This is a genomic window from Acinetobacter sp. YH12105, assembly GCF_013419095.1.
GTDB lineage: Bacteria > Pseudomonadota > Gammaproteobacteria > Pseudomonadales > Moraxellaceae > Acinetobacter > Acinetobacter pseudolwoffii.
Genome location: NZ_VPAU01000007.1, coordinates 102,398 through 128,908, shown reverse-complemented (window position 1 = coordinate 128,908; position 26,511 = coordinate 102,398). Strand labels below are relative to the sequence as shown.

23 protein-coding genes are annotated in these 26,511 nt (G+C 43.8%); 13 read left to right on the top strand and 10 right to left on the bottom strand.

Features of this window, described 5'->3' with window-relative positions; all coding sequences use genetic code 11:
• The 5 genes from FTU44_RS07885 to FTU44_RS07865 all read right to left on the bottom strand — a co-directional run.
• A partial coding sequence (locus FTU44_RS07885; protein WP_306670111.1) for a transposase occupies positions 1-565 on the bottom strand: 565 nt, incomplete at its 3' end.
• A gap of 586 nt (positions 566-1,151) precedes the next feature.
• A complete protein-coding gene (locus FTU44_RS07880; RefSeq protein ID WP_005096476.1) occupies positions 1,152-1,682 on the bottom strand; it encodes a gamma carbonic anhydrase family protein in 531 nt (176 codons plus the stop codon).
• Between the two features lie 111 nt (positions 1,683-1,793).
• A complete protein-coding gene (gene dacC / locus FTU44_RS07875; RefSeq protein WP_005096478.1) occupies positions 1,794-2,942 on the bottom strand; it encodes a D-alanyl-D-alanine carboxypeptidase PBP5/6 in 1,149 nt (382 codons plus the stop codon).
• 128 nt (positions 2,943-3,070) lie between these two features.
• A complete protein-coding gene (locus FTU44_RS07870) occupies positions 3,071-3,451 on the bottom strand; it encodes an MCR_0457 family protein (protein WP_005096480.1) in 381 nt (126 codons plus the stop codon).
• 162 nt (positions 3,452-3,613) lie between these two features.
• Positions 3,614-3,985: an MCR_0457 family protein gene (locus FTU44_RS07865; RefSeq protein ID WP_005096482.1), complete on the bottom strand. Its 372-nt coding sequence runs from the start codon at positions 3,983-3,985 to the stop codon at positions 3,614-3,616.
• Positions 3,986-4,096: 111 nt separating this feature from the next.
• Between FTU44_RS07865 and surE the strand changes: the two genes are divergently transcribed.
• The 3 genes from surE to FTU44_RS07850 all read left to right on the top strand — a co-directional run bounded on the left by surE (position 4,097) and on the right by FTU44_RS07850 (position 6,832).
• Positions 4,097-4,885 carry a 5'/3'-nucleotidase SurE gene (gene surE, locus FTU44_RS07860; RefSeq protein ID WP_180050024.1) on the top strand — a complete coding sequence of 263 codons (789 nt, stop codon included), beginning with the start codon at positions 4,097-4,099 and terminating at the stop codon, positions 4,883-4,885.
• Positions 4,886-4,980: 95 nt separating this feature from the next.
• The gene (locus tag FTU44_RS07855; RefSeq protein WP_005171673.1) at positions 4,981-5,811 is read left to right on the top strand and encodes a peptidoglycan DD-metalloendopeptidase family protein; all 831 of its coding nucleotides are present in this window, start codon (positions 4,981-4,983) and stop codon (positions 5,809-5,811) included.
• A gap of 91 nt (positions 5,812-5,902) precedes the next feature.
• Complete coding sequence (locus FTU44_RS07850; protein ID WP_005096486.1) at positions 5,903-6,832, top strand: LysR family transcriptional regulator; 930 nt, start codon at positions 5,903-5,905, stop codon at positions 6,830-6,832.
• A 57-nt stretch (positions 6,833-6,889) separates the two neighbouring features.
• Here the strand turns inward: FTU44_RS07850 and FTU44_RS07845 are convergent, their stop codons facing one another.
• A complete protein-coding gene (locus FTU44_RS07845; protein WP_180050021.1) occupies positions 6,890-8,101 on the bottom strand; it encodes an aspartate aminotransferase family protein in 1,212 nt (403 codons plus the stop codon).
• A gap of 161 nt (positions 8,102-8,262) precedes the next feature.
• Between FTU44_RS07845 and grxD the strand changes: the two genes are divergently transcribed.
• Positions 8,263-8,604, top strand: a complete 342-nt coding sequence (gene grxD, locus FTU44_RS07840; RefSeq protein ID WP_004279738.1) for a Grx4 family monothiol glutaredoxin — start codon at positions 8,263-8,265, stop codon at positions 8,602-8,604.
• A gap of 94 nt (positions 8,605-8,698) precedes the next feature.
• Here grxD and FTU44_RS07835 read toward each other — a convergent pair whose 3' ends face one another.
• Positions 8,699-11,326, bottom strand: coding sequence for a Lon protease family protein (locus FTU44_RS07835; protein WP_005096488.1), 2,628 nt, complete (start codon positions 11,324-11,326; stop codon positions 8,699-8,701).
• A gap of 197 nt (positions 11,327-11,523) precedes the next feature.
• On the opposite strand from FTU44_RS07835, the gene FTU44_RS07830 reads away from it, so the two are divergent.
• From FTU44_RS07830 to rpmE, 4 genes are all read left to right on the top strand, one after another.
• On the top strand, positions 11,524-13,689 hold the full coding sequence (locus FTU44_RS07830; RefSeq protein ID WP_180050018.1) for an MFS transporter: 2,166 nt from the start codon (positions 11,524-11,526) through the stop codon (positions 13,687-13,689).
• A 1-nt stretch (position 13,690) separates the two neighbouring features.
• Complete coding sequence (gene gloA, locus FTU44_RS07825) at positions 13,691-14,092, top strand: lactoylglutathione lyase (protein ID WP_005096493.1); 402 nt, start codon at positions 13,691-13,693, stop codon at positions 14,090-14,092.
• A 145-nt stretch (positions 14,093-14,237) separates the two neighbouring features.
• Positions 14,238-15,218: a bile acid:sodium symporter family protein gene (locus FTU44_RS07820; RefSeq protein WP_005171651.1), complete on the top strand. Its 981-nt coding sequence runs from the start codon at positions 14,238-14,240 to the stop codon at positions 15,216-15,218.
• A gap of 195 nt (positions 15,219-15,413) precedes the next feature.
• The gene (gene rpmE / locus FTU44_RS07815) at positions 15,414-15,638 is read left to right on the top strand and encodes a 50S ribosomal protein L31 (protein ID WP_005096496.1); all 225 of its coding nucleotides are present in this window, start codon (positions 15,414-15,416) and stop codon (positions 15,636-15,638) included.
• A gap of 85 nt (positions 15,639-15,723) precedes the next feature.
• Here rpmE and FTU44_RS07810 read toward each other — a convergent pair whose 3' ends face one another.
• From FTU44_RS07810 to epmB, 3 genes are read right to left on the bottom strand one after another with little or no spacing between them, the layout of a single operon-like run.
• Complete coding sequence (locus FTU44_RS07810) at positions 15,724-17,889, bottom strand: EAL domain-containing protein (protein ID WP_180050015.1); 2,166 nt, start codon at positions 17,887-17,889, stop codon at positions 15,724-15,726.
• A complete protein-coding gene (locus tag FTU44_RS07805; RefSeq protein WP_180050013.1) occupies positions 17,871-19,616 on the bottom strand; it encodes a GTPase in 1,746 nt (581 codons plus the stop codon). Before FTU44_RS07805 ends, FTU44_RS07810 begins: the two co-directional genes overlap by 19 nt.
• A 9-nt stretch (positions 19,617-19,625) precedes the next feature.
• Positions 19,626-20,648: an EF-P beta-lysylation protein EpmB gene (epmB, locus tag FTU44_RS07800; RefSeq protein ID WP_100358087.1), complete on the bottom strand. Its 1,023-nt coding sequence runs from the start codon at positions 20,646-20,648 to the stop codon at positions 19,626-19,628.
• Between the two features lie 386 nt (positions 20,649-21,034).
• On the opposite strand from epmB, the gene efp reads away from it, so the two are divergent.
• From efp to FTU44_RS07775, 5 genes are all read left to right on the top strand, one after another.
• On the top strand, positions 21,035-21,604 hold the full coding sequence (gene efp, locus FTU44_RS07795; protein ID WP_005171644.1) for an elongation factor P: 570 nt from the start codon (positions 21,035-21,037) through the stop codon (positions 21,602-21,604).
• A 171-nt stretch (positions 21,605-21,775) separates the two neighbouring features.
• Complete coding sequence (locus FTU44_RS07790; RefSeq protein ID WP_180050011.1) at positions 21,776-23,875, top strand: carbon starvation CstA family protein; 2,100 nt, start codon at positions 21,776-21,778, stop codon at positions 23,873-23,875.
• A 10-nt stretch (positions 23,876-23,885) separates the two neighbouring features.
• Positions 23,886-24,188 (top strand): YbdD/YjiX family protein, encoded by a 303-nt coding sequence (locus FTU44_RS07785; protein ID WP_180050009.1) that lies wholly within the window; start codon positions 23,886-23,888, stop codon positions 24,186-24,188.
• A gap of 431 nt (positions 24,189-24,619) precedes the next feature.
• Positions 24,620-25,582, top strand: a complete 963-nt coding sequence (locus FTU44_RS07780) for a MoxR family ATPase (RefSeq protein ID WP_005096506.1) — start codon at positions 24,620-24,622, stop codon at positions 25,580-25,582.
• 12 nt (positions 25,583-25,594) lie between these two features.
• Positions 25,595-26,500: a DUF58 domain-containing protein gene (locus tag FTU44_RS07775; RefSeq protein WP_180050007.1), complete on the top strand. Its 906-nt coding sequence runs from the start codon at positions 25,595-25,597 to the stop codon at positions 26,498-26,500.
• Positions 26,501-26,511 lie beyond the last annotated feature (11 nt).

The following is a 26,511-nucleotide window of genomic DNA, read 5'->3' as shown; positions in this document are numbered from 1 at the left end:
TAAAACCATAAAACCATAAAACCATAAAACCATAAAACCATAAAACCATAAAACCATAAAACCATAAAACCATAAAACCATAAAACCATAAAACCATAAAACCATAAAACCATAAAACCATAAAACCATAAAACCACCCGGTACTACTTTTCCCACGACCCGCTAAGCCTTTAAATACACGATGTCTTTGAATTCGAAGATTATGGCAAACAACCAATTTAGTGGAATCAATAATGCTGATCCTTGTATCTTTTCTTTTAACTTGATGGAAGAAACTATTCAAAGCTTGTAAACAACGAGGCATGCTTTCAATAAAGCGGTTGTAGCTAAGAAGTTGAGAAAAAGCGGATTTCCAGAATGGAACGATCATTTGGCAATAAAAATATTTGAAGAATCTAAACCCGGATTGATGAAATAAAATGACAATCGTCATTGCTTCAGACAAGCTTAAGGCTGACTTTTTCAACCTAGATTTTTGATCAGAAATTAAAAATTTCTCTAAAGACTCATTAAATTTTTTGCAAAAATCGTCCAATATACAAAATAATTCGGTAATATGGGCCATTGAAAAGCTTTTTTTTACAATTTTTTCTTTAAAACCAACATGTTATAAATTTAGGGCTTTTTTTCTACTCTTTTTTTATATCAAAATCAGGTTAGATAAACTTTTTACAGACAGGTTTGGGTAACCTAGCAGTATGAGAATAAAAATAACAAATAGAACACACTTTTCAAGAATTATAATAAAAAATACTAATTAATTAACTTTTATTGTATTATTTATGTGATTTTAACGTAATTCATTCTCTTCTAATTTGATTTATGAGTTTGTAGCTACTTAATAAGCGGCTTTGAATTTATCTATTTGAGACTTTTATATGCTTTTAAATTTCTATCGCTTTTTAATCTGTTTATTTGCACTTATAAGTGCGGGACTTATAGGTCTGGGGATTAATTTTAATGATAAATTTTTTTTCGGAGTATCTTGTTTATTTTTTATTGCTGGAGGTCTTACTTTCCTTGAATACAGGAATAGGAATGTTGACCCATTTAGAAAGCTTTGAAATAGCCGAATTGATCAATTTTATTTAAGTCGATGTTGTGAATTAGACACATCGACTTAAACCGAAACTTAGCTTTTAACTCTTATTTTACTTGTAATTCCCCGAAACCTTCACATAATTCTGCGCTGAATAAGGCAAAAATGCTTTTTCTTTATCTGTCAGCGGACGCACTTTTTTCACAGGGCTGCCCACATACAAATAACCACTTTCCAAAACCTTATTCGGTGGAACAAGCGAACCTGCACCAATCATTACATCATCTTCAACAATCACATCATCCAGAATAATCGTACCAATACCGACCAAAACACGATTGCCAATGGTACAACCATGTAGTTTGACATGATGGCCAATGGTGACATCTTCACCAATAATTAAAGGCGAACCTTCAGGCTTATCGGCTTTCTTATGGCTGACATGCAACATCGAGTGATCTTGTACATTTGAGTTTTTACCAATCCGAATATGATTCACATCACCCCGAATTACGGCAAAAGGCCATACCGAAACATTTTCAGCCAAAACCACATCGCCGACCACAATTCCCATCGGATCGACATAACAGGAAGCATCAATCTGTGGGGTCATATCTAAATAAGAACGAATATTTTGGCTCATAACGATCTGTCCGATAAATGATGAAGGATCATGTGCATAGTATAAAATAAAAAGCACCCATCTGAATGAGTGCTTTGGTCTTAGTCCAAGACTGAAATGGTCTATTTAGACTTAGAACAAGTTGCTAAAGAACTGTTTGATATGGTCGAGCATACGCGCGAAGAAACCCGCTTCTTCCACTGCATTCAAAGCCACAAGAGGTTTTTCTGAAATGACTTTACCATCCAGAGTCGCAACATATTTACCGACAACTTGCCCCGGTTGTAATGGTGCAGTCAGTTTCGGTTGAACCACCAGCTGGGTTTTAATCGCATTGGCCTGACCTTTAGGCATGGTCACATTAAAGTTTTCAGCAAGTCCGATTTGAACTTCATCTTCCTTACCAAACCAGACTTTGGCTTTAGCAAGTACCTGTTTAGCTGGTTGAACATTTTTGGTTTCGAAGTTCGCATAACCCCAAGCCAGCAATTCACGTGTCTGCGTTGCACGTTCCTGCATGGTCGGTGCACCAAAAATAACTGAAATCAAGCGAGTAGGGCCACGTTTAGACGACGTGGTCAAGCAATACCCTGCTTCATTGGTATGACCTGTTTTTAAGCCATCTACACTTGGGTCGGTATACAGCAGGGCATTACGGTTACCTTGCTTGATGCCATTAAAGGTAAATTCTTTTTCAGCATAAATCGGATAATACTTGGAACTGTCTTTAATGATGTGCTGTGCCAGCGTTGCCATATCTTTGGCAGTCGAATAATGACCTTCAGCAGGCATACCGGTTGAATTGATAAAGCTGGTATTGGTCATGCCAATACGTTTGGCTTCCTGATTCATCATATGTGCAAAGGTACCCTCGTTCCCTGCAATATGTTCAGCCATGGCCTTAGATGCATCATTACCCGATTGAATAATAATTCCGCGCAGCATTTCAAGTGCAGTGGCCGTACCGTTTAAAGGCACATACATACATGATTCCGCGCTACTACCGCGACACCATGCTGACTCATTCATGCGAACCTGTTCATCTTCAGTGAGTTCACCGCTCAATAGTTTTTGTTCGATGATGTAGCTGGTCATCATCTTGGTCATTGAAGCAGGGGCTAATTTTTCATTTTCATTTTTTGAAGCGAGGAGTTGCCCTGTCTCATAGTCCATTAGCACGTAGGATTTATTATTCAATTCTGGTGGTGCAGATAGGACAGTTGCTGCAAAGCTAAAACTAGGAACTAATAATAATGCAGCAAGGGCAGTTTTTTGGGTCATTTCTAGTGGGTTCCTATATCTTGATGTAAGCACGAAGAGCCTAGCATTTTAGGATAAAGCTAGGCGGACTTCTATGGGAAACCCGGTCTTATTTCAAAAGTATTGTAAGTAATCGGCAGAAAAGCAGGTTAATTGTTATAGGTGGTTAATTCATTACAAATCACCTGATTTTTTTTCTTGCCAGCTTTCTTGGCATCAGATTGTGCTTCAGCCAGAATACTGCGGAAATCGTTCTGTTGAACCATCTGGTTTAAGCTTGCAACCGGATTGCGCTGACCTGGCATATATTCAGTCACCAGCTTGGTATAGCCCTGATTGAACTGTGACTTGTCTTTAACCATGCTCGGGCAGATTTCTGAAAGAACATAAATCGCAGCCAGTTCCTGCTTGGTCACTTGCTGGGTTGGTGTGACATTGATATTTTCATTGGCTGCAAATGCAGAGGTGCCTAAAAGAGTCGCGGCAGAAGCTGCACAAAGTGTCATGGCTTGAAGTAATGGATATTTCATTAAAAAACTCAAAAAATAGATTTAGAACAATAATTTGCCTAGCTTAAACTTATTTTTGAAATTGAAAAGTGGGAAAATGTAGCGAAGCTGTAGAATTATGAAGAAATCTGTAAGAGAAAATAAGACGATGTTTACACCGTCTTATTTGAAGATTTATCTAGCTTAGCCCTGGTAATCCAGAATCTCTTCGCATACGGTTTTTTGTTCGTCAGTACTGGTTTGTTTGGCACCCTGACGGGCTTCTTCCAGTAAAGATTTATATTCGCTATCTGCCTGTAGTTTTTGATAGCTCATGCCTTTATCTGAGTAGTCTGCAAGATAAGACTGGATGAGAGTCTGAATAATGCTGTCTAATTTTGCATTTTGGCCAATCATAGCCGGGCAAACCTCAGCCATGACTTGTGCCGATGCGATGTCTTCTTTCACAATGGTATTGTTTTCGTCAACAGTCAGCTCGCTCGCCATAACTGAAGGAGAAACAGATACTGCCAGGCTTAAAGCGAAAGCACTAAATAAAGAGAATTTTTTAATCATCTTGAGCCACATATTTTAAAGATGGATATCGAGCAGTAAATATATATAATTCCAGCACTAATACAATTAAATGTCCTAACCAGTCATTTTTTAGCGCGACGAGATTTTTCAGTGAATATTTTAGTTTCAAATGATGATGGTGTGTTTGCACCGGGTATTCAGGCATTGGCACAGGCTCTAAAACCTTTGGGGAGGATTGTTATTGTAGCGCCAGAAAGTGAGCGCAGTGGTTACTCCAGTGCTTTGACTCTGGACCGACCTTTACGCCTGATTCAGATTTCTCCCGATGTCTGGGCTGTCAATGGTACTCCGGCAGATTGTGTTTATCTGGCTATGAACGGCCTGTTTGACTTTGAATTTGATCTGGTGGTCAGCGGTATTAATAGTGGTGCCAATCTGGGGGATGATGTCTTGTATTCCGGTACAGTCGGGGCAGCCTTTGAAGGTCGCTTAAGTAAACATCCTGCTATTGCGGTGTCATTGAGTGGGCCGAATGTACGCAGCTATCAACACCCTCAGGATTATCAGCTGGCTGCCAACTGGGTACATGATTTTATTGCACGCGGTTTGCCGGTTCTTCCTGAGCGTCATATTTTTAATATCAATATTCCGGATATGGCTGAATTACAGGGTGAAAAAGTGACTTATCAAGGCCGCCGCCGTCAGTCGAAGCCCATCACCAGTCATGTTGACCCACGTGGTCGTCAGGTGTACTGGATTGGACTGTCTGGAGAAGCAGTAGCAGAACCCAAGCAAGGGTTGAGCGAGATTGACTCGGACTTCTTTGCTGTGGCCAATGGCTATGTCAGCATTACTCCGATTCAGATGGATGCCACCAACTATGAGGTTTTGCGGAATCTTCAAACACAATTGGCAGAAAATGCGTTCTCAATGTTATAACTTTGTGAAAAACTCGCGATTGCAAGTATATTGCAGTAAAACTTTGCTAATCTTAACGGGATTTTGCAACCGTATAGATCTTAGAGAGGAAGATAATGTTCTTGGTGTTACCGAAATGTGTTGTTGCTTCGCCTGCAGCCCTGATTAAAACCCTAGTTTTATCAACCGTTGTTATTTCTACAGGAGTAATCACCGGTTGTGCCACCAAACCTCAAGTAAATAATGCGACGCGTTATGCGACAGCTCCTGATTTCTATACGGTACGTTCAGGAGATACATTGAGTGGGATCGCAGCACGTTATGGACTGAACTATATCAGTGTTGCCGAGATGAATGATATTGCTGCACCTTACCGGATTTATGTGGGACAGTCGATCCGCCTGAAAAATAATACCGTACGTCGCAGTACCAGCACGCAGGCAGTGACTCAGGCAGCCCCTATCCAGCGTCAAACGATTGCAGTACCAACACCGGCACCAGTTACACCAGCGACCACCGTGCAGACTACACCGCGTGTGAGCACGCCGGCGCCAATGACACCCGTCTCTACTGCCGCGGGTTTAGGTTGGGTAAAACCGTCTAATGGCCCAGTTTTGCAGCAGTATAATCTGGCATCTAATATCAAAGGCACACGCTATAACGGCAATGTCGGTGATCCGGTGTTTGCAGCAGCAGACGGGCAGGTTGTTTATGCTGCAGATGGCCTGAAAGAATATGGCAATCTGGTGTTGGTGAAGCATATTAATGGCTATATTACGGCTTATGCCCATAACAGCAAACTGGATGTAAAAAGCGGACAGAATGTAAAAGCGGGGCAAAAAATTGCAGAAATGGGTTCAACTGGTACAACGCGAACCATGCTTGAATTTCAGGTGCGCTTAGACGGTAAACCGATTAATCCAACTACAGTTTTACCAAACAATTAAATAAATAATGCAAAACGTGAATTTCGCCGTATAATACAATAAGTTGCTTTTATCAAATGATGAGGCATCTCATAAGTTTAGAGGGAAATTTATGTTAGATCAACTTCGAGCAATGGGTGTTTTTGCTTGTGTTGTAGAAAAAAACTCGTTTAGCGGTGCTGCCCGTGAATTAGGGATTACGACCAGCGCCGTGAGTCAACAAATTCGCTCATTAGAACATGATATGGAAGTGGTACTTTTAAATCGTTCAACGAGAAAGTTAAGTTTGACGGAAGCGGGACAAGCTTTTTTCTACAGTTGCCAGGAAATGCTATCTGCTGCAGAGCGCGGTAAAGTCCGAATCAATGAATTACGCGATGATCTTGTGGGTGAACTGCGCATTGTCGCTTTGCCAGAATTGTGCGCGAATCATGTGATTCCTGCACTTTCTCACTGGATGTCCGCACATCGTGGCCTGGCAGTACATCTGGAAACCAATAATCATGAGGTTGATTTGTTCGATGGGCGTATCGATATCGCCTTAAGATTTGAACAGAAAAATGATGAGCACAATCTTCAGGTGGTGCCATTGATGCAGATTGAGCAAATTCTGGTGGCGACACCGAGTTATATTAATCAGAGCACCATTATTTCACGTCCTGATGATCTTAAAAATCATGATGTGCTGCCTTTGACCCATATCAAAAATCATCAGTATTTCCAGTTTCAAAATGTCAATACTGCAGAAAAAGCCGATTTTGAATTGAAATCCCGTTTCAGTACCAATAATGGTCTGGTGGCAAAATCGATGTGCTTGCAGGGCAATGGGATTGCCAAGATTTTATATCTCGATGCGAAAAAAGACTTACTGAATGGCACTTTGGTTGAAGTTTTGCCTGAATGGCGACTTCCACCGATTACACTATATGCAGTCATGCCGAAACGTGAGCAACAACCGACAAAAATTCTTCGTTGCCTAGATACATTGAAACAATATTTTGACCAGATTTCTGGCGGGCGTATTTTACAAGCCGCATCATAAGATACAGAATATAAAAAAGCCGCTTTCAAGCGGCTTTTTTGTTTTTAAGCGCAGGGTTTAGGCCAAAAAAGCGTTGATCATTTTCACTAAACGCTCAATCAACTGGTCAGCCTGTTCCTGAGTAATATTCAGGGTAGGTAATAGACGTACCACATTGCCTGCAGTCACATTGATGATGGTTTTGTATTCATCACGCGCAATTGCGACCAGCTCAGCACATTCTTTCGGTAATTCAATTCCGATCATCAGACCGAAACCACGCACGTTCACATTTTGATCGGCCAGTTTGTTGCGTAGCTGATCCACGATATAAGCGCCTTTTTCCGCAGCATTGGCGACGATATTTTCTTTTTGCATAATATCGAGAATGGTGTAGACCACACGCGAACCCAAAGTTGTACCACTATAAGTCGAACCATGATTACCGGCAGTTAGTACACCTACACCACGACCTTGAGTCATGACGGCGCCAATCGGGAAACCATTACCCAAGCCTTTGGCTGTGGTCAGTACATCAGGAATAATGCTGGTGTGCTGATAAGCAAAATATTTGCCCGTACGGCCATTCCCGGTTTGCACTTCGTCTAGCATCATCAACCAGTTGTGCTGGTTACAGATTTGACGAATTTCTTCTAGATAGCTGAAACCTTGAGGTGCGGTATTTACACCACCTTCACCCTGAATGGGCTCAACTAAAATGGCTACGATATCCGGATGATGAAGCGCTGCCTCTTCAATCGCTTCGAGATCACCAAAAGGTACACGAATAAAACCTTCGACCAGCGGGCCAAAGCCTTCCTGAACTTTTTTATTGCCTGTTGCAGAAAGGGTGGCCATGGTACGGCCATGGAAAGAACGATCCGCCACAATAATTTTAGGTGAAGCAATGCCTTGCATATGACCGAATTTACGTGCAATTTTGATTGCACCTTCATTTGATTCTGCGCCACTGTTGGAGAAGAATACTTCTTCCATACCCGCGACTTCGGCCAGTTTTTGTGCTGCCGCAGTTTGCCAAGGCACTTCAAACAGGTTGCTGGTATGAATCAAGGTCGCAGCCTGATCAGCAATTGCTTCGGCAATGACTGGATGCGCATGACCCAGACCACATACTGCAATTCCGGTTAATGCATCTAAATACTCTGTACCATCTTCGGTATAAAGATATGCACCTCGTCCTCGGACAAAGCTGATCGGTTGACGGCCAAATACAGGCATCAAGTGAGAAGGTTGATCAGTTTGTACCGGTGCGAGGGTAATATTATTCATGACTAACTCTTAACTGTTAGGTGGAAAGAAAAACTTACTATAAGCAAAAACCCGCTCAGATTTAAAGGGTAATTGTAAATAAAATTGGAATTATTGCTTTAGACATACTGTTTTGTCTGGATTTGGGTATAATGCCAGACAGATGAGTTGAGGATTTATCAATGACTGAACAAGCACGCGATACCGAAGCGTTAATTCGTGACCAAATTGCTAAACATGCAGTACTTCTTTATATGAAAGGCACACCGCAATTTCCACAATGTGGTTTTTCTGCACGTGCAGTAGAAGCACTCAGTCAGATTGGTCGTCCGTTTGCTTATGTAAACATTCTGGAAAATCAGGACATTCGTGCGATGTTACCACAAATCGCCAATTGGCCGACATTTCCACAGCTTTGGATCAATGGTGAATTGATCGGTGGTAGCGATATCATGCTCGACATGTTCCAAAAAGGCGAATTAAAGCCTTTGGTTGAACAGTACAGCCCGGCAGCTGATGCTTAATTAAATTAAGATTTAAATCAAGCCAGATGTTAAAAAAGCGCTTCATTGAGAAGCGCTTTTTTATTGCTATTTTAAAGATAGAGCAACGACCGGATTAATCTTCTGTTGCTGCATTTGGCTTTTGGGCTATTGCATGACCTGCTTCAAGTTCAGTGTGTGGCTCAACAATTTGCTTCTTGTCTTTTTTCTTCTTCTTTTTTTTCTTTTTCTTCGGTAATTCGACCAGCTCACCACCATCTTCAATCGCTTGCCAGTAATCCAGCTGTGCCATCACTGCGGCATAGATTGAATTTTTGCTATAGCGACCTTTTTTATCCAAGGTGCCGACCGGACGCGCCATTAGGATTTCCAGCGCCTGATCAATGGTATCAATCGCGTGAATATGGAACTGACCTTCTTCGACAGCAATGGTGACATCTTTACGCAGCATCAGATGCTGCATATTCTGACGTGGAATAATCACGCCTTGTTTGCCGGTCAGACCTTGCAGCTTGCAGGCATCAAAGAAACCTTCAATTTTGGCATTGACACCGCCCACTGGCTGTACTTGTCCCAACTGGTTCATAGAGCCGGTAATGGCCCAGGATTGATCAATCGGTAACTGGCTAATCGCCGAGAGCAGGGCCGAAAGTTCCGCGACTGTGGCACTGTCACCATCGACCTGACCATAGCTTTGTTCAAAGGCCAACGCCGCAGAGAAGTGCAGGGTCTGTTCACGACCAAAATGTGCTTTCAGGAAAGACGACATCAATAACACGCCTTTGGCATGCAAGGAGCCACCGAGTTCCACACTGCGCTCAATGTCGAGAATGTCACCACCCCCTTGATACACCGAAGCAGTCAGGCGTGAAGGAAGGCCAAATTCGACATCGGCATAATGAATTACCGATAAAGCATTAATCTGTCCCAGACGATGGCCACGGGTTTCGATTAGCTGTGTACCACGGGTCAGATCCTGCCAGTACAACTCACGTAAATAGCCTAAGCGATATTTGCGATGATCGAGTGCGGTATTGATATGTTTTTCCGAGACCATCTTGTCACCGGCCTGAAAGGCATGATGATGCGCTTCACGAATCAGGTCACCCAAGGTCAGGGCATGCAATGATAATGAACTTTGGTCTTCGGCCTGACGGCTGGAATCTGTGAGCAGTGCAGCCAAAGCAGAACGGTCAAAAGGCAATAATTTATCCGATTGCACATAGTCGGCAATCAGCTGCATATAGGCCTGCTCGTTGTCGTCATTACGTTGTAATGTATCGGTAAAATCAGCACGGATTTTAAAGATGCTGCCCAGCTCCGGTTCAAGCTCTAAAATTTCATAATAAATTTCAGGCTCGGCCAGCAAGATCACTTTAATGTTCAATGGAATCGATGCCGGTTCAATTGAAATACTGCCGGTCAGCGTGATCATATGCTCAAGCGAAGACAGTTTTAAATGCCCGGATTTAAGCGCACGCTTCAAACCTTGCCATGCATAAGGCTGTTCCAGCAATTGTTCCGCTTCCAGCATCAGAAAGCCGCCATTGGCTTTATGCAACGTTCCCGGACGAATCAGGGTGAAGTCCGTGGTGATCGTGCCATTTTGGGTTAGCTGTTCCACATGGCCGAGTAAATTGTAATGTGTTGGAAAATCTTCAAAGATGACTGGCGCACCGCTATTCGGCTTGTGGGTAATAATCACGTTGGCCTGATAACGTGCCGGTACGCGGCTGAATAGTGCCGGGGTGAAATCATCTTCTTCCTGTTCCAGCACGATTTCGACATTATTGATAATATCTTCGGCATAATATTTTAGATAATGTTCCAAGCCTTGCACATGTTTGAACTTGGATAAAATCTGTTCTACACGTGGCACCACCACCTGTTTGGCAATATCACGATTCAGAATCTGAACTCGGTCGCGTGCATCATCTTCCAGATCACCCAGATGCAAACCCAGACGCTCCAGTTTTTTGTCCATATAGCGCATATTGGTCGCCAATTCGGCCCGATCCTGATTGTTCAGCGCATTCAGATCTTCCTGAGTCATTTCCTGTAATTTGTCATCAATCAGATGTACGGGAACAAAACAGTGTTCATCGTGTCGCGAGATCAGTTTCAGATCGAGTTCTGCACCTTCTTTGGTGAGTTCGATCAGCGCCTGTTGCTGTTCATCGCCAGTTTCCTGACGAATCATTTCAATGCGGTTGTGATAGGTTTCCGCGGTAAAGCGGCGTTCAAGCTGTTTCAGAATGGTTTGCCAGCTTTGGTTTAACATGGCCTGAAATTTTGGACCCTGACCGGCAGGCAGCTCCAATGCTATTGGCTGGCGCTGGTTTTGAAAGTTGTTGACGTAGACCCAGTCGTTTGGGGTTTCCATGGTTTTGGCATGCTGTTGCAGCAGACGCTTCACCATGGTGCGTTTGCCCAGGCCAGCCGTACCCACGGCAAAAATATTATAGCCTGAATAAGGTAAGGCAATCCCGGCCTCTACCGAAGCCCGTGCGCGGTCTTGCCCCAAGAAATTATTCAGGGGCTTGATCCGTTTGGTCGACGCCGGAATTTTTTCTAGGTTTGGAATGTGCGTCAGTTGGGTGGATTTTAAGCGGGTATGCTCAAGGGTGTTATGAATTTCGCTTTGTTCAAATGCCGAGATAAGTAAATCTGAGCGGATATTTTCTGGTGTTGTCGTATTGTTGCTGGCGATAGAAGAATTAATTTGATCGAGTCTCTGGGTCACTGTTGAAATCCAAAACGAAATATTACGTTGATAAGCGTTAAGGTATACAGATTTGCTTGGAAAATTCAAGCGAACATGTGGCTTTTGCCAGAAAATAAAAAATCGGAAATGTGATAAATATATAAATCTTGTTGAAAGATGCGCTATTACAGGATTGAATAGCAGCAATTGGTTTTTCCGCGGAAAATAATAAAGCAATGACAACACAAACGACGGGTTGGAAATCCGCATTTACAGCATTTTTAGATCGACGTGCCTTGATCATGCTGTTCTTGGGATTTTCGGCCGGTGTCCCGATTCTTCTGATTTTTTCCAGTCTGTCTTTATGGTTAGGTGAGGCCGGAATCAGCAAAAGTGCAGTCACTTTTTTTAGCTGGGCAGCATTGGGCTACTCGTTTAAATTCGTCTGGGCGCCGCTCATTGATGAACTGCCAGTGCCTTTTCTGACCAAGGCTCTGGGACGCCGTCGAGCCTGGTTGCTGATTGCACAGATTCTGATTGTCTGCGCCATTTCCATTATGGCTTTTTCTGATCCGGCTTTGGGCGTAACTCATTTACAGCAAATGGCGCTGGGTGCAGTCCTGCTTGGCTTTTCTGCTGCAACGCAGGATATTGTGATTGATGCCTACCGGATTGAACTGGCGGAAACCCAGATGCAGACCGTCTTGGCCGCGACCTATAATGCCGGTTACCGGATCGGAATGATCGTGGCGGGTGCTGGCGCCTTGTTTCTGGCCGCTTATTTGGGCACAGCCAAAGGCAACTATATCTACGATGCCTGGAAATGGACCTATCTGGCCATGGCCGCGGTAATGCTGGTCGGAATTGTCACCACGCTTTGCATTCGGGAACCGCAGGTTGACCGTGTGCCTAAACATTATCTGCGCAGTGATTATTTCCGTTTAGTCGCAGTGTTTTTTGTCGCAGTGATCAGCTTTGTACTGAGCTATATCTATTCAGGTAATCTGGTCGCCAGTATTACCGAACAGTTCACCATTCAAGATACTTTTGCCTTGTTCTGCTTTGAAGCCTTACGCTTTATTGGTTCTGGTGCGATTGCCTTTGCCATTGGTGCAAGCTTGGTTAAAATGGGTGCAGTCAACAAGCAGATGGCCTATGAAACCTGGGTTAATCCGGTTGCAGACTTCTTTAGGCGCTATGGCTTAAAACTGGCATTGGTGCTGTTGTTATTGATCGGTTTTTATCGGGTTTCCGATATCATCGCCGGGGTCATTTCCAACGTCTTCTATCAAGACCTGAATTTCAGTAAAGAGCAGATTGCCGAAGCGGTCAAAGTCTATGGGGTGATTTTCTCTTTAATTGGTGGTTTTCTCGGTGGTTTACTGGCCCAGAAAATGAACATCATGAAACTGATGTTTGTCGGTGCCGTGCTGGCCTGTTCCACCAACCTGATTTTTATTGGACTGGTCAAATCTGGTGAAAAACTGGCAGCTGTCGAAGTTAGGGTCGCTAATCAGGTTTATCAGGCCGATACCGATGAAGTCGGTTACTGGAAGCTGAATGTACCCAGTGATGTTTTAGCGCAGAGTAAGCAACTGCAAGTGACAGCCAGCTATCTAAATTCAGATCATGCTACTCAGCCTGTACAGGTCAGCATGCCGTATTTGACTGCACAACAGGGCAGCACCCAGTTACAGATCCTGCCGATCACCAGTGACAATACCCTCAATGTCGCTGAACAGGACAAGACCATTGTGGTACGTGGTCAATATGTCGGTGCAGCGCTGCAACCGAATCAAAAGATTGTTTTACAAATCAATGATCAGAATCTTGAGGCAAAATTAGAAAGTGAAGGCGTATTTACTGCCGCGATTCCTGCGCAGCAACTGATTCAGTCATCCGCACATATTGTCAGTGCAGTCCTGATGCAAGATGGCCAGGCGCTTCAGCAAACCACACATGTTTATCAGGTCAATGATCAGCTCATCCCTGGCCAGAATCTGGATGTTGATATTCAGCCTTTGGCGGTGATAGATGGCAGTAGTTCCGACATGATCGAAGTCAGTGGTAAGGTCATCAAACCTTATAGCGACAAGTGGCTTTATTTTGCCATTATTGTCGATAATCTGGCTGCCGGACTTGCGGGTGCTGCGTTTATTGCATTCTTGTCGAGCCTGACCAGTGTGTCATTTACCGCAGTTCAATATGCGATTTTTAGCTCACTCATGACCCTGACTCCCAAGATTTTAGGTGGATATTCGGGTACTATAGTGACCAATATTGGTTATCCGAAATTCTTCCTGATGACCACGTTAATTGGGATTCCGATCCTGATTCTGGTGGTTTGGGTCGCAAAATTGCTCGGTGAACACCAACAACAATCTGTACAGAAGGATGATTAATATGCGCATGCTGCATACCATGTTACGTGTAGGCAATTTAGAACAATCGCTCAAGTTCTATACTGAAGTACTTGGCATGACTTTGCTTCGTAAACGTGATTACGAAGAGGGCCGTTTTACCCTGGCTTTTGTCGGTTATGGCGATGAAGAAAATCACACCGTACTTGAATTGACGCATAACTGGGATACAGACAGCTATGAGCTGGGCAATGCCTATGGTCATATCGCGATTGCAGTCGATGATGCTTATAAGGCATGTGAAGAGATCAAGGCACGTGGTGGTAATGTCGTGCGTGAAGCTGGTCCAATGAAAGGCGGTGTGACTGTCATTGCATTTGTAGAAGACCCAGATGGCTATAAAATCGAGCTGATCCAGCAAGATCAGGATGCACGTAATAACTAAGTGGGATGTAGAGTGATAGATGAAATGTATTCACGTATAGATGAAAATATTACATCAACCTGAGTGCATAGCATGGGCCCGGCATCTGTTAAGATAGCCGGGCATTTTTTTATCGAACAATAAAACTTTAAGGGAAGAACAGCAGATGCTTAAATTGTTGGCATTGGACCGCTTTACGATATTGCTATTTGTCATGGTGCTGTTGGCCAGTGTAGTGCCTGTCTCCGGACAGGCCGCTGAAGTTTTTGGCTGGATCACGACAGGCGCGATTGCCATTCTATTTTTCCTGCACGGTGCCAAGCTGTCCCGCGAAGCGGTGGTGGAGGGGATCATGCACTGGAAATTACATACTTTGGTCTTTGCACTGACTTTTGCCTTGTTTCCTATTCTAGGTTTGCTGGCCAAGCCGATTTTATTGCCAATGCTCGGGCAGGAGCTGTACTGGGGCTTCCTATTTATGTGCTTCCTGCCATCTACCGTTCAGTCTTCGATTGCTTTTACTTCCGTCGCACATGGGAATGTGGCCGGTGCTGTCTGTAGTGCATCATTTTCTAATATTATCGGCATGTTTATCACCCCGGTATTGGTGGCATTTTTTATTTTAGGTCAATCTGAGCACGGGTTTGACCCAACCGCTTCGATTATCCAGATTACGCTGTTGTTATTGGTACCTTTTATCTTGGGGCAAATTTTACGTCCCTGGATTTATCCAAAAATGATGAAAATGCCAAAAATCGTCAAGGTCTTCGATCAAGGCTCAATTTTATTGGTGGTCTATGGTGCTTTTAGTAGCGCCGTAGTAGCGGGACTTTGGAATGAAGTCAGTCTCAGTACATTATTGCTGTTATTGCTAGCCTGTTCGGTGCTTTTGACCCTAGTGATGCTGTTGTCGCTGTATATCCCACGCTGGCTGGGTTTTAGTCGCGCTGACCAGAAAACGGTATTTTTCTGCGGTTCTAAAAAAACCCTGGCCAGTGGCGTGCCGATGGCACAAATTCTATTTATTGGCCAGCCACTGGGCATGATTGTCTTGCCGATCATGATTTTTCATCAGATTCAATTGATGGTTTGCGGGATTATTGCCAATGTGTGGGCCAAAGAGGCTGAGTCAGAAGCTGAAGAATAATTCGCATATTGAATTTGTTTCACGTATAATAATGCCCACTTGTTGTGCTTAGCTCTGACGGTATCCGTCTCGGTGGGCCAAAAGAATGGTCTGTTGTGGTGTTGATCTGCATGAACTTTGTTCCTGCTTCCTCATTTGAGAGTGATCAATAGCGATGACAGCTAAACCTTCTTGAATCTAATGGAGTAATCGACCATGCGCGCCGATATTCACCCAAAATATGAAACTTTAGTTGCGACTTGTTCATGTGGTAACGTAATCGAAACTCGTTCAGCTGCTGGTAAAGAAACACTTTACCTAGACGTATGTTCAGCTTGCCACCCATTCTACACTGGTAAGCAAAAGAACGTTGACACTGGCGGTCGTATCGACAAGTTCAAACAACGTTTTGCTGGTATGTCACGTTCTGTTAAACGTTAATACCCAAAATAAAAGAAACGGGTCTCAAGCCCGTTTTTTTGTGCCTGCCATTTGGAAAGTAACCGCATGGCAGGCATATAACTATTTAATGCTCTTGTACATCAATCAGGTGATCGAGTTTTTTCTGGAAATAATCCCCTTGAATAAAGCGGGCATCGACATTCCAGGCATTGGCGAACAGGGTCATATCATTTAATTCGCGGACCAGAATATTCAGCGGTTTGATATCATTATAGCTGGTGATTTTTTCCTGCAGCTGCTCGACTTCAGTCTCGTTATTCAGCATCTGGGTCAAGCTGGAATGCAAGCTGACACCATCTATTTCCAGCTCACGCAGCAAATTCGGACTATACATCGATTGACCAAAATCACGCAGCGCAATCAGCGCGCCATGTTCATGCAGAACACGTAGATATTTCTGTGCATCCTGTTGATTCAGCAGAATATCTTCTTCTGAGAATTGCAGGATCAGCGGATGTCGGACTTTGCTACGAATAATCGTAATCAGCTTGGAAATAAATTCCGGGAAGCTACGGTCTTTAAACAGTACCGCACGGTTCAAATTCACGATTAAGGTCGCATCCGGATACTGGGTAATAAAATTGTGCAACTGTTTACTGGCTTCAACCAGAATCCAGCGATCCAGTTTAATTGACAGCTCATCATCTTCATGCAGTTCAAGCAGTGTAGAAATATCCTGCCATTTATTCTCATAAATGAAGCCGCTGGTCACTTCATAAGTATAAAGACGGGTATCTTCTTTATCATACAACTGCTGATATTTTAAATGGATTTCACCACGATCCAGACATTCACTCAAAGCTTTCAGGATATGAGGTGTCGCCGCAGGAATAGAGCTGACTGCTGGACTGATCGCCGTAACTGTTGGGCTTTCGATTGGTGTTTCAGCCACACTAAAATCGATCTGCGGCATTTCTAGAGATGGCTGGTTGCTCAGTGAAGCAGGAATATCCAGTACAAATTCAGGTGCTACTTCTGCTTGAGGTAAAGACGTAGAGAAGGCTCGTGCAATCAGTTCATTGCAGTGCGCTTCATCATTTAAACCCTGTTCCAGAACCACATAACCCATGCGTAAATTGAGCGGGAACGAATGTTGTCCCACTGTCACTAATTGCGGCTTGCTGAGCGCATTTAATCCGATCAGTTTGGATTCAAGAATTGCTTTGGAATCTGCCTGGAACAGACCGACAAGGACGTCATATTCCAGCTTAAATAATGGAACATGGGTTTGTTCTTTGAGGAATTCTTTAACAGCTTTGAAATATCCACTAAACGTCGTCCACTCAGACTGTAGAACTTCTGGTTCATAGGAACTTAAAGAGAAAGTTACCATGGCATTTACAGGTGCGGACTGTTTGGTTATTTCACGTTTAAGGAGCTGGAAAGTACTTGGTTTTCCGGCCGGCTTCTCGGTATTGCCTGCTTGAGCCTGAGTATCAATAGTAATTTGTAGTGCATCTTCTTCAGCGCTGGATGGCAAGAATTCCAGTTTTAATGGCTTAGATGCGGCGACACGCGGATTAAGAGAGTGGATTTCAACCCGGCCTAAATCGACCTGGCCTTGAGAAATCTTTTTGAAACGTGTTTTAAAGTCGTTTAGATCAGAAGGTTGTAATAGATCTAGCAGCGGCAGGCCAATAATCTCGTCTTCACTTTGTAAGCCAAACAGTTTCAGATAGTCTGCATTGGCCTGAATATGAATCCCTTCTTGAATGGTTGCGATGGCACGATTACTATCTTCGACTAAGGATTGTGTCTGACTTTGTGCTGCTTCCAGTTCATTGAGCAAATGTTGCTGAGTCTGCGATATACGGCTAAATGACAATGCCCGAATCAATCCCACATAAAAGCGTTCCAGGTAGTCAAAATTGAGAATGTCATAAATTCCTTTATGAATATACTGGGCATAGTGTTCAGCCTGATAGTCATCCGGTTTAAGCAAAATCATCGGCAGATGAGGCTGCTGGGAAAGACGCACCAGACTTAAGGCCTGTTCATATTTCAGATCATAAGCACGGCCAAAGATAATCAGATCCCAGTTAAAATTTAACTGTTTTTCAAAAGATTGCAAATCATCAAGCAGGACAGCATCAACCTGATAGTCATTGCTGGTCAGAAGATCACGGATTTGGTTATATCTAATTTGATTATCATCAATAATCAGTAAACGTGTTTCGGTACGTTTTAACTTTTTAGACAATAATGGATTTCTCACTTCAATGCTTCCCATAAATCATGATTTCTGCTTTCATTCATGTGCTGACCGATAAAGTTTTCTATCATTTCTTCTTCTTGATCATTCAATAATTCATAATCAAAACGGATAAAACTCTGCGTAATCAGTTGTGCTTTGGTCAGATAGATTTTTAATTCTTTCTGACCGAGGCGTAAATGAATGGTTTGTTTTTCCCTAAACATCTGTGAACCAGAGACAATCACACTGGTCGTGACCTGATCCAGTTGCGTCATTTTTACCAGCAGTGCAGGCTGATAATTGACATGATGGCGTTCGGTACGGCTATAAGCCGCGCAAGGGAATAATTCCTGAGCCAGAACTTCCAGACCAATTTCCAGACTCTTGTCGGTCGATTGCTTGATCCAGCGAATCACACCACCACGCCACTGACGCTGTGATTTTTCCTGAACCAGAATAAATTCACCGGTTTTCAGATTGGCAGGGGTAATGCCTGACCATTTAATCCGGTAACCATTGACACTAATATCCAGAACTTCAGCGCTATGAATCTGTTTGGTTTCGCGATCGAGGGCCTTGATGCTGCTAAAACCACTTGGAATGGCATTTTCCATTGAGCTGACAAAACTGCTTTCACTCTGGAAATTATAATTGGCCTCAAGTTCCAGGGTCTCGTTAAAGTTTTTACCTTTGGATAGATAAAAATGTGCCACCGTCAAGCCAAAGCAGATATTGATCTGGGCTGAATATTCATAACGTTCGTGACGGCGTTCGATATTATTCGAGAGCAGATTGTAGATATGAAAATGTAGTGCAGGGGTCAGGAACAGTTTTTCATTACGCGACAGATACTGAGCATTTTTGCTTTGAGTATGGGTCAAATGTTCCATCAGATTCTGGGTGGAAATATAGAAGCTTGGCTGAAAATGTTCACCCTGATGTGAATTAAAGATCGGGGGGTGATCTTTGCTGGCGTCGACTACATAGCGCGAAAGTGTGGTTTCTTTCGGCAGAATCTGCACCAGTTTGGCCCAGTCAAAACTGCATAAATACAGCCCTTGAATTTCTGCAGGGCGAATCTGATGGGTATTAAAAATATCCAGTAAAATCAGTTGAGCATAAGCATGTGCAATATTCTGGATCTCGTGCTGGGTGCCTAAGACCTGATTGATATTGCTTTGGTAGAAATTATTTTCGATTGCACATTCAAGCAGTTGATGTGCAGCCAACCATTGCCCCATACCCGGTGTGCTATATAACATATGCTGTTGATATAACAGCAGGCTGAGCTGTTGCAAAGCATAATAAATCGACACCATACGCGCAGTTTGAATGCTTTTCTTTTTACCCAGAGAAAACAGGGAAAATTTTTGATGGGTCAGTTGATGATTACAGCGTTTGACGATATCAATATAAATTTTGGCAAAATGGCTACGCAGCAGCATGGCCAGTTCAATGATTTGATCGTTACGATCCGAAGTAATCAGCCCCTGATTGACAAAATGCTTTTCCAGACTGGTCAGAACATTTTCAAGGGTCGGATGCAAGACCTGAATCAGGTCAAAGCGCAGGGTTTCTGTGCATTTCAGCTCAGAAATTTCTAATAAGGCATTAAACAGGGATTTGGATGAATTTCCCAGTTGCAAAATTGAAATACCGGAAACCCACTCTTGCAAAGCTTTGGCAGTCGTCGGGCAAAAGCTCAGCTGATCCCGTGTGAGTTCCGTCGGTGTCTGAAAAATGTCGGACGTATGCTTGCTCATCTTTATTATTTAACTCAAAAATGTTGAAACCCCAAAAAGCGGTGTCTTATTGTTCTCGCCCGCTATTTCTCGAACCAGTTTAGGAACCAAATACCCCGGAAGGTTCGCTAAAACTTCAGTATAAATCTCATAAATGTCATCAGGTGGTAAATCAAAATGATGTGCACCTTTTACTTTATCAAGTACATGTAAATAATACGGCATCACCCCGGCATCAAACAAGCGATAGCTTAAATCTGTCAAAACCTGAGCAGAATCATTCACACCTTTTAATAAAACTGTCTGATTCAGCACAGTAATCTGTTGTTGAACCAACTGGTTCAAACGCTTGCAGGTGAAGTCATCCAGCTCCGATGCATGGTTGGAGTGTACCACCAGAATAATACGTAGCCTACTGTTTTTTAACATGCTAAGTAGCTCTTCGTCCACCCGGTTAGGGATCACAATGGGAACTCGTGAATGTATTCTTAAAAATTTGAGCTGTGGTAGAGATTCTAGTCGCTCAATCCAGAGTTGCAATTTCCGGTTGGATAAGGTCAGTGGATCACCACCGCTCAGAATCACTTCATTAATATCAGGCTGGCTTTGCAGATATTGCTTGATATTGATCCAGTCTTCATTTTTAGGCAGGTTGTCCTGATAAGGAAAATGCCGGCGGAAACAGTAACGACAATGCACGGCACAGGCACCGGTCAGTGTCAGCAAGAAACGCGATTTATATTTATGTAATACACCGGGCTGCTGATTGGCCTGTTCTTCGCCCAAGGGATCGGTAACAAATCCCGGATGATCTTCCAGCTCCAGATGATGCGGCAGGACTTGTAACAGTAGCGGGTCTAAAGGATTGCCTGGCTGCATTTTGCCGACAAAAGCACGTGGCACGCGTAATTTGAACTGTTCACTAGCCAAAATGGCACCTGAGAGCAGCTGCGCCGGGGCGAGTTGCAGCAGTTCAAGCAGTTCGTGCGGATCGGTAATCAGGTCGCTAAGCTGTGATTGCCAGTTTTGTTCTTGATATAAATAATTCGTCATGCTGGAAGATTAACAGTAGAAGTGGGAGGGCAAGGCCAGAGGGTTGCAGTTTAACAGTTTGTCGAGAACCAGAATAATCTGCTGTGCGATAAAATTTGTCGTCATGACTATATGTCATGTCAAAAATGATGACAGCCGGATGGCATTTTAGCGTCCAGCAAGACATGAATAAACAAAGGATTTTCATGCCTGATGCTAACTTAGGCAGTGTGAAGGGCTGAAAGCGGAATTTTTCATTGCGGCGAGCGCCATTGCTCATTTAGAATACGTAACATTAAATGAATGTGCATGTGGCAACTTAATGTTCGTGTCAGACTTGCTAAATGACATTGCAACAGCCCTTAGCATCGATAGATTAAAGTTAGTAAGTTTGGAGAGCGCCAGTCATGGCCTATTATTCTACGAATGATTTCAAGTCAGGCCTTAAGGTTATGCTTGATGGTAACCCATGTTCAATCATGGAAAACGAATACGTAAAACCAGGTAAAGGCCAAGCCTTCAACCGCGTAAAATTACGTAACCTTAAATCAGGTAAAGTTCTGGAAAAAACATTCAAATCAGGCGAGAACCTAGAAGCGGCTGATATCGTTGAAGTAGAAATGGAATACTTGTACAACGATGGCGAAATGTGGAACTTTATGGATCCTGTATCGTTTGAACAAATCGCAGCTGATAAAACAGCGATGAGCGATGCTGCAAAATGGTTAAAAGACGATTCAAATGAAAAATGTACCATTATGCTGTTCAATGGCGTGCCGTTAAACGTGACTCCACCGAACTTCGTGGTACTTAAAATCGTTGAAACTGACCCAGGCGTTCGTGGTGATACTTCTGGCGGCGGCGGTAAGCCGGCGAAACTTGAAACAGGTGCTGTGGTACGTGTTCCATTATTCGTACAGCAAGAAGAAAGCGTTCGTGTAGATACCCGTACTGGTGATTATTTAGAACGTGCATAATGGTTTTAAAATAGACTATTATCGAGAGGGATGATCTAGATCATCCCTTTTTTTATGCCAAAGTCTTAGAGGAAAGTGAAAAGAACAGGCGTAAAGTCGCAAGGGAAAACAGCAGTACTTCGAACAACAACAACCGCGCTGATTTGTATGCATCACAATATGAGGGATTGAATGGAAACTTTACAAAAGAAGTCCACGCTGACTTCGAAAATAATTTGGCTTTTGGTAGCCATAGTGGGTGCAGTCTCCTTTGGAGTGCTGGCCCTGAGTCGGGGTGAGCATGTCAATGCAGTCTGGCTGGTACTGGCAGCTGCCTGTGTCTATAGCATTGCTTACCGTTTCTATAGCCTGTTTATTGCCACCAAAGTATTCGAGCTGAATGAGCGCCGTTTAACCCCTGCGCATCGTCTGGCCGATGGTCTGGACTATGTGCCAACCAATAAAAGTGTTTTGTTTGGCCATCACTTTGCTGCAATTGCCGGTGCAGGCCCGCTGGTCGGTCCGATCCTGGCTGCGCAAATGGGTTATTTGCCCGGAACCATCTGGCTCTTGGTCGGTGTAGTACTGGCCGGTGCGGTACAGGATTTTCTGGTGCTGTTTATTTCGACCCGTCGTGACGGTCGTTCACTTGGTGAAATGGCCAAGCAGGAACTCGGCACCTTTGCCGGTATTATCGTCATGCTGGGTGCCTTGGGTGTGATGATTATCATCCTGGCGGTGTTGGCACTGGTGGTCGTCAAAGCCTTGACCAATAGTCCGTGGGGCGTGTTCAGTATTGCTGCCACGATTCCGATTGCGATCTTTATGGGCGTGTATATGCGTTTTATCCGTCCGGGTAAAATTGCAGAAGTGTCGATTATTGGTTTTGTATTGATGATGCTCGGGATCATCTACGGTGAAAACATCGCGCAACATCCGTACTGGGGGCCGTTCTTCACACTATCGGGAACTGAGCTGACCTGGGCATTGATTATCTATGGATTTATTGCATCAGTATTGCCGGTGTGGCTGTTGCTTGCACCACGTGACTATCTATCCACTTTCTTGAAAATTGGTGTAATTGCTGGTCTGGCGATTGGTATTCTGTTTGCCATGCCTGAAATGAAACTGCCAGCGGTGACCAAGTTTATTGATGGTACTGGCCCGGTATTTGCAGGCTCCATGTTCCCATTCCTGTTCATTACCATTGCCTGTGGTGCGATTTCCGGTTTCCATGCCTTGGTCTCTTCGGGAACGACACCGAAACTGGTCAATAACGAACGCGATATCCGTGTGATCGGTTATGGTGGAATGTTGATGGAATCTTTTGTGGCGATCATGGCTTTGATCTGTGCCGCAGTTCTGGATCCGGGAATTTATTTTGCGATTAACTCGCCAGCCGCCTTACTTGGGACTACCGCAGAAAGTGCGGCAGAAGCAGTGCGTACCCTTGGTTTTGTGGTAACCCCTGAAGCCTTGACTTTATTGGCTCAAGAAGTCGGTGAAAACTCGATTCTGTCACGTACTGGTGGTGCGCCAACTTTTGCAATTGGTATGGCACATATCATTACGGAAATTTTCAATAGCCGTGAAATGATGGCGTTCTGGTATCACTTTGCGATTCTGTTTGAAGCATTATTCATTCTGACTGCTGTTGATGCAGGTACGCGTGCCTGTCGTTTCATGGTGCAGGATACTGTGGGTATTGTGATTCCTGCGGTAAAACAATCACATAATTTCTTCGGAAACCTGTTGGGTACTGCGGTTGCAGTCGCAGGCTGGGGCTTCTTCGTCTATCAGGGCGTGGTCGATCCACTCGGCGGCATTAACAGCTTATGGCCGCTATTTGGTATTGGTAACCAGATTCTGGCTGCGATGGCGCTCATTCTCGGTACAGTCATTCTGTTCAAGATGAAAAAACAGAAATATGTCTGGGTCACCATTATCCCGACCGTTTTCCTGTTCATTACTTCCATGACTGCCGGCTGGCAGAAGATTTTCCACGAAAATCCGAAGATTGGTTTCCTGGCACAAGCTGATCGTTTCAATACGGCCATTGCCAATAATGAAATCCTGGCGCCGGCTAAAAGTATTGCAGAAATGCAGACTGTGGCCATGTCGAATCAGATTAATGCCGCACTTTGTGCCTTCTTTATGATCGTTGCTTTTGTGATGCTGTTCGCCGCGATTCGCGTGATTCGTCGTGCTTTAGCAGATCCGAATCCTTCTGTGCATGAAGCAGAAGCCATCTATCGCGATCCTGAAGACATTCAGCCAGCGAAAGGTCATTAAGGAGAGTCTTATGAATCTGAAATTTGCCAAAAGCGGAAAAACCATGATTTATAAAATCATCAAAATGACCGTGATGTCACAAAAGGACTTAATCCTGAATCCGAAAAACTGGTCACGTATTGCGACCTTGTGGCAACGCTTGCAGCAAAGTTTCCGCCTGATGGTTGGGGTGCCAGATTACCAGACCTATGTGGAGCACATGAAAGAACATCATCCAGATCTGGAAGCGATGGACCCGAAAACATTTTATCGTCACTGTGTGGATTCGCGTTATCCATCGGCAGGCGGCGGGATGAAAAAGTGTCCGTGTTAATCATTGAGTAAAACAAGCGCCTTTCGGGGCGCTTTTTTATGCCTAAATATCGGTCTTAAAAATGGCCGAGCGAATGACCTCTCATTTCATTCACTCAGTTGTTTCAGAATATTCTTGATTCAAATCCAGGATAAAAATAAATCTGCATACCTTTTAAGTATGGTGTTTTAACTATCATACATAAAATGTATGCGAGGATTAATACTCGCACTAGAAGAAAAAATGATTTCCTCTTGAACCAGTTTTTTTTGCCTGTTTTCTGTGTTGCCATTTTCTCCGTACTTGATAAAACCCACCTATTTTTATTTGAATTTTCGCCATTTTGTCGCGGGTATTCTCATTCAGTTACACAGATAGAGAATTGATCTTTTGGGGAAATTAAAATTTCAGTGTATGTTAATCCTAGACCATGTTTTATTAGGAAAATTAGTGTGATCTGGGGCATGAAACAAAAGGAAAATAACGATACTGCACATCTCAATACTGTGCTTGAACAAAAGATTGCAAGTTATGCACCCAAGATCCAGCATTTTTTTGAAGAGGTCAATGCCATCGTACTGGACAAGCAGGCCCAGACCAAGTTGGCGCTGTGCTGTCTGATTGCAGGTGGTCATGTTCTATTTGAGGATTTACCGGGTCTCGGGAAAACCACATTGGCGAGTAGTCTGGCACATCTGGCAGGATTGAAGTTCCAGCGGATTCAATTTACCAACGATATGCTGGCCAGCGATGTCATTGGTATTAATATGTTTAACCAGAAAGAACATCAGTTCGAGTTTAAACAAGGCCCGATTTTCACCCAGATTTTACTGGCAGATGAAATTAACCGTTGTAGCCCCAAAACCCAGAGTGCCTTACTTGAAGCCATGGAAGAGGGTTATGCCACCATTGATGGCGTACGCTATGCCTTGCCAAAACCATTCTGGGTGATTGCCACACAGAACCCGCTGTTTCAAAGCGGCACTTATGCCTTGCCGGAATCGCAGCTGGATCGTTTTCTGATGCGTTTGTCTTTGGGTTATCCATCGCGTCATGCCGAGAAGCTGTTATTACAGCAGGAATCCCGTTTTGCCCTGATTGCCAGTCTGGCGCATATTTTTACTGAAGATGAAATTCTGGATCTGCAAAGTCTGGCGCATCAGGTCTTTATGAGTGAAGCGATTCAGGAATATCTGCTCGATCTGGCGGAAGAAACCCGCAAGAACCGTCATGGCCTGTCCACCCGTGGTTTATTGGCACTCAAGCGTGCAGCACAAGCGCATGCGCTGATTCAGCAACGTGCCTTTGTCACAGCGGATGACGTACAGGCCGTATTTGTGGCGGTGACTTCACATCGTCTGGGTTTGAGTGAAGCTGAAACTTTGAATGTCATGCAACAGGTTGCGGTCAGCTAAAGGAGTCCTCTCTTGGATAAAACCTGGCAAAAATGGCTGGCCAAACGCTTTCAATTTTCACAGCAGAAACAGCTCTCGCAGAAAGACGTCTTGGTATTTATTTATCAGCAGGGCTATCTGTATCTGGTGTTGATCTTGATCACCTTTGTGGCAGGGGTAAATTATGCCAACAACCTGATTTTAGGTTTCTGCTTTTTAATCAGTGCTGTGCTGTGTATCAGTTTTTATCTGACGTTTAAGCAGCTGCATGGCTTGAAGATTGAATTAATTGCGGATGAAGTGGGGCAGGTCGGACACAGTCTGAATCTGCAAATGTATTTTCAGCAGCAGCAAGTTCGACCACATTATTTGTATATTAAAGCTGGAAATCAGCTACACAAGGTTTATCTGAATGCACAGAAGCAGCAGTTTATCCTGCCATTTTATGCAGAGCAACGCGGTAAATTTGATTATCCCGTCATTCAAATATATTCGGTTTATCCTTTTGGATTGGTTCGGGCCTGGACTTATCTTTATCATCAGCATACTGCTTGGGTTGCGCCCAAAGCAGAAGTTTTTAGCGCAGAAAATAAATACCATCTGAACCGCTTTGAACCAGATATGGATGAATTTCGCGAACTGCGAAATTACCAGACTGGCGATTCCTTGCAGTCGGTATCCTGGAAGCAGTTTGCGCGTGGACAAGGCTTGTATGTCAAAGTCTTTGAGCAGTATCAGGATGAACACAGTATCGAGATTCATTATGCACATATGCCGAGCCAGTCACATGAAGAAAAACTTGAATTTGTGATGGGTCTGGTCGAGCAGTGCGAGCAGCAGCAATGTGCGTATAGTCTGCATTTGCCACAGGCCGAATTGCCTCAGGGCGCAGGTGAAGAACAACTGCGGAAAGCCAAACAATTGTTGGCGCAGGCCTAAGGCAGGTAAAT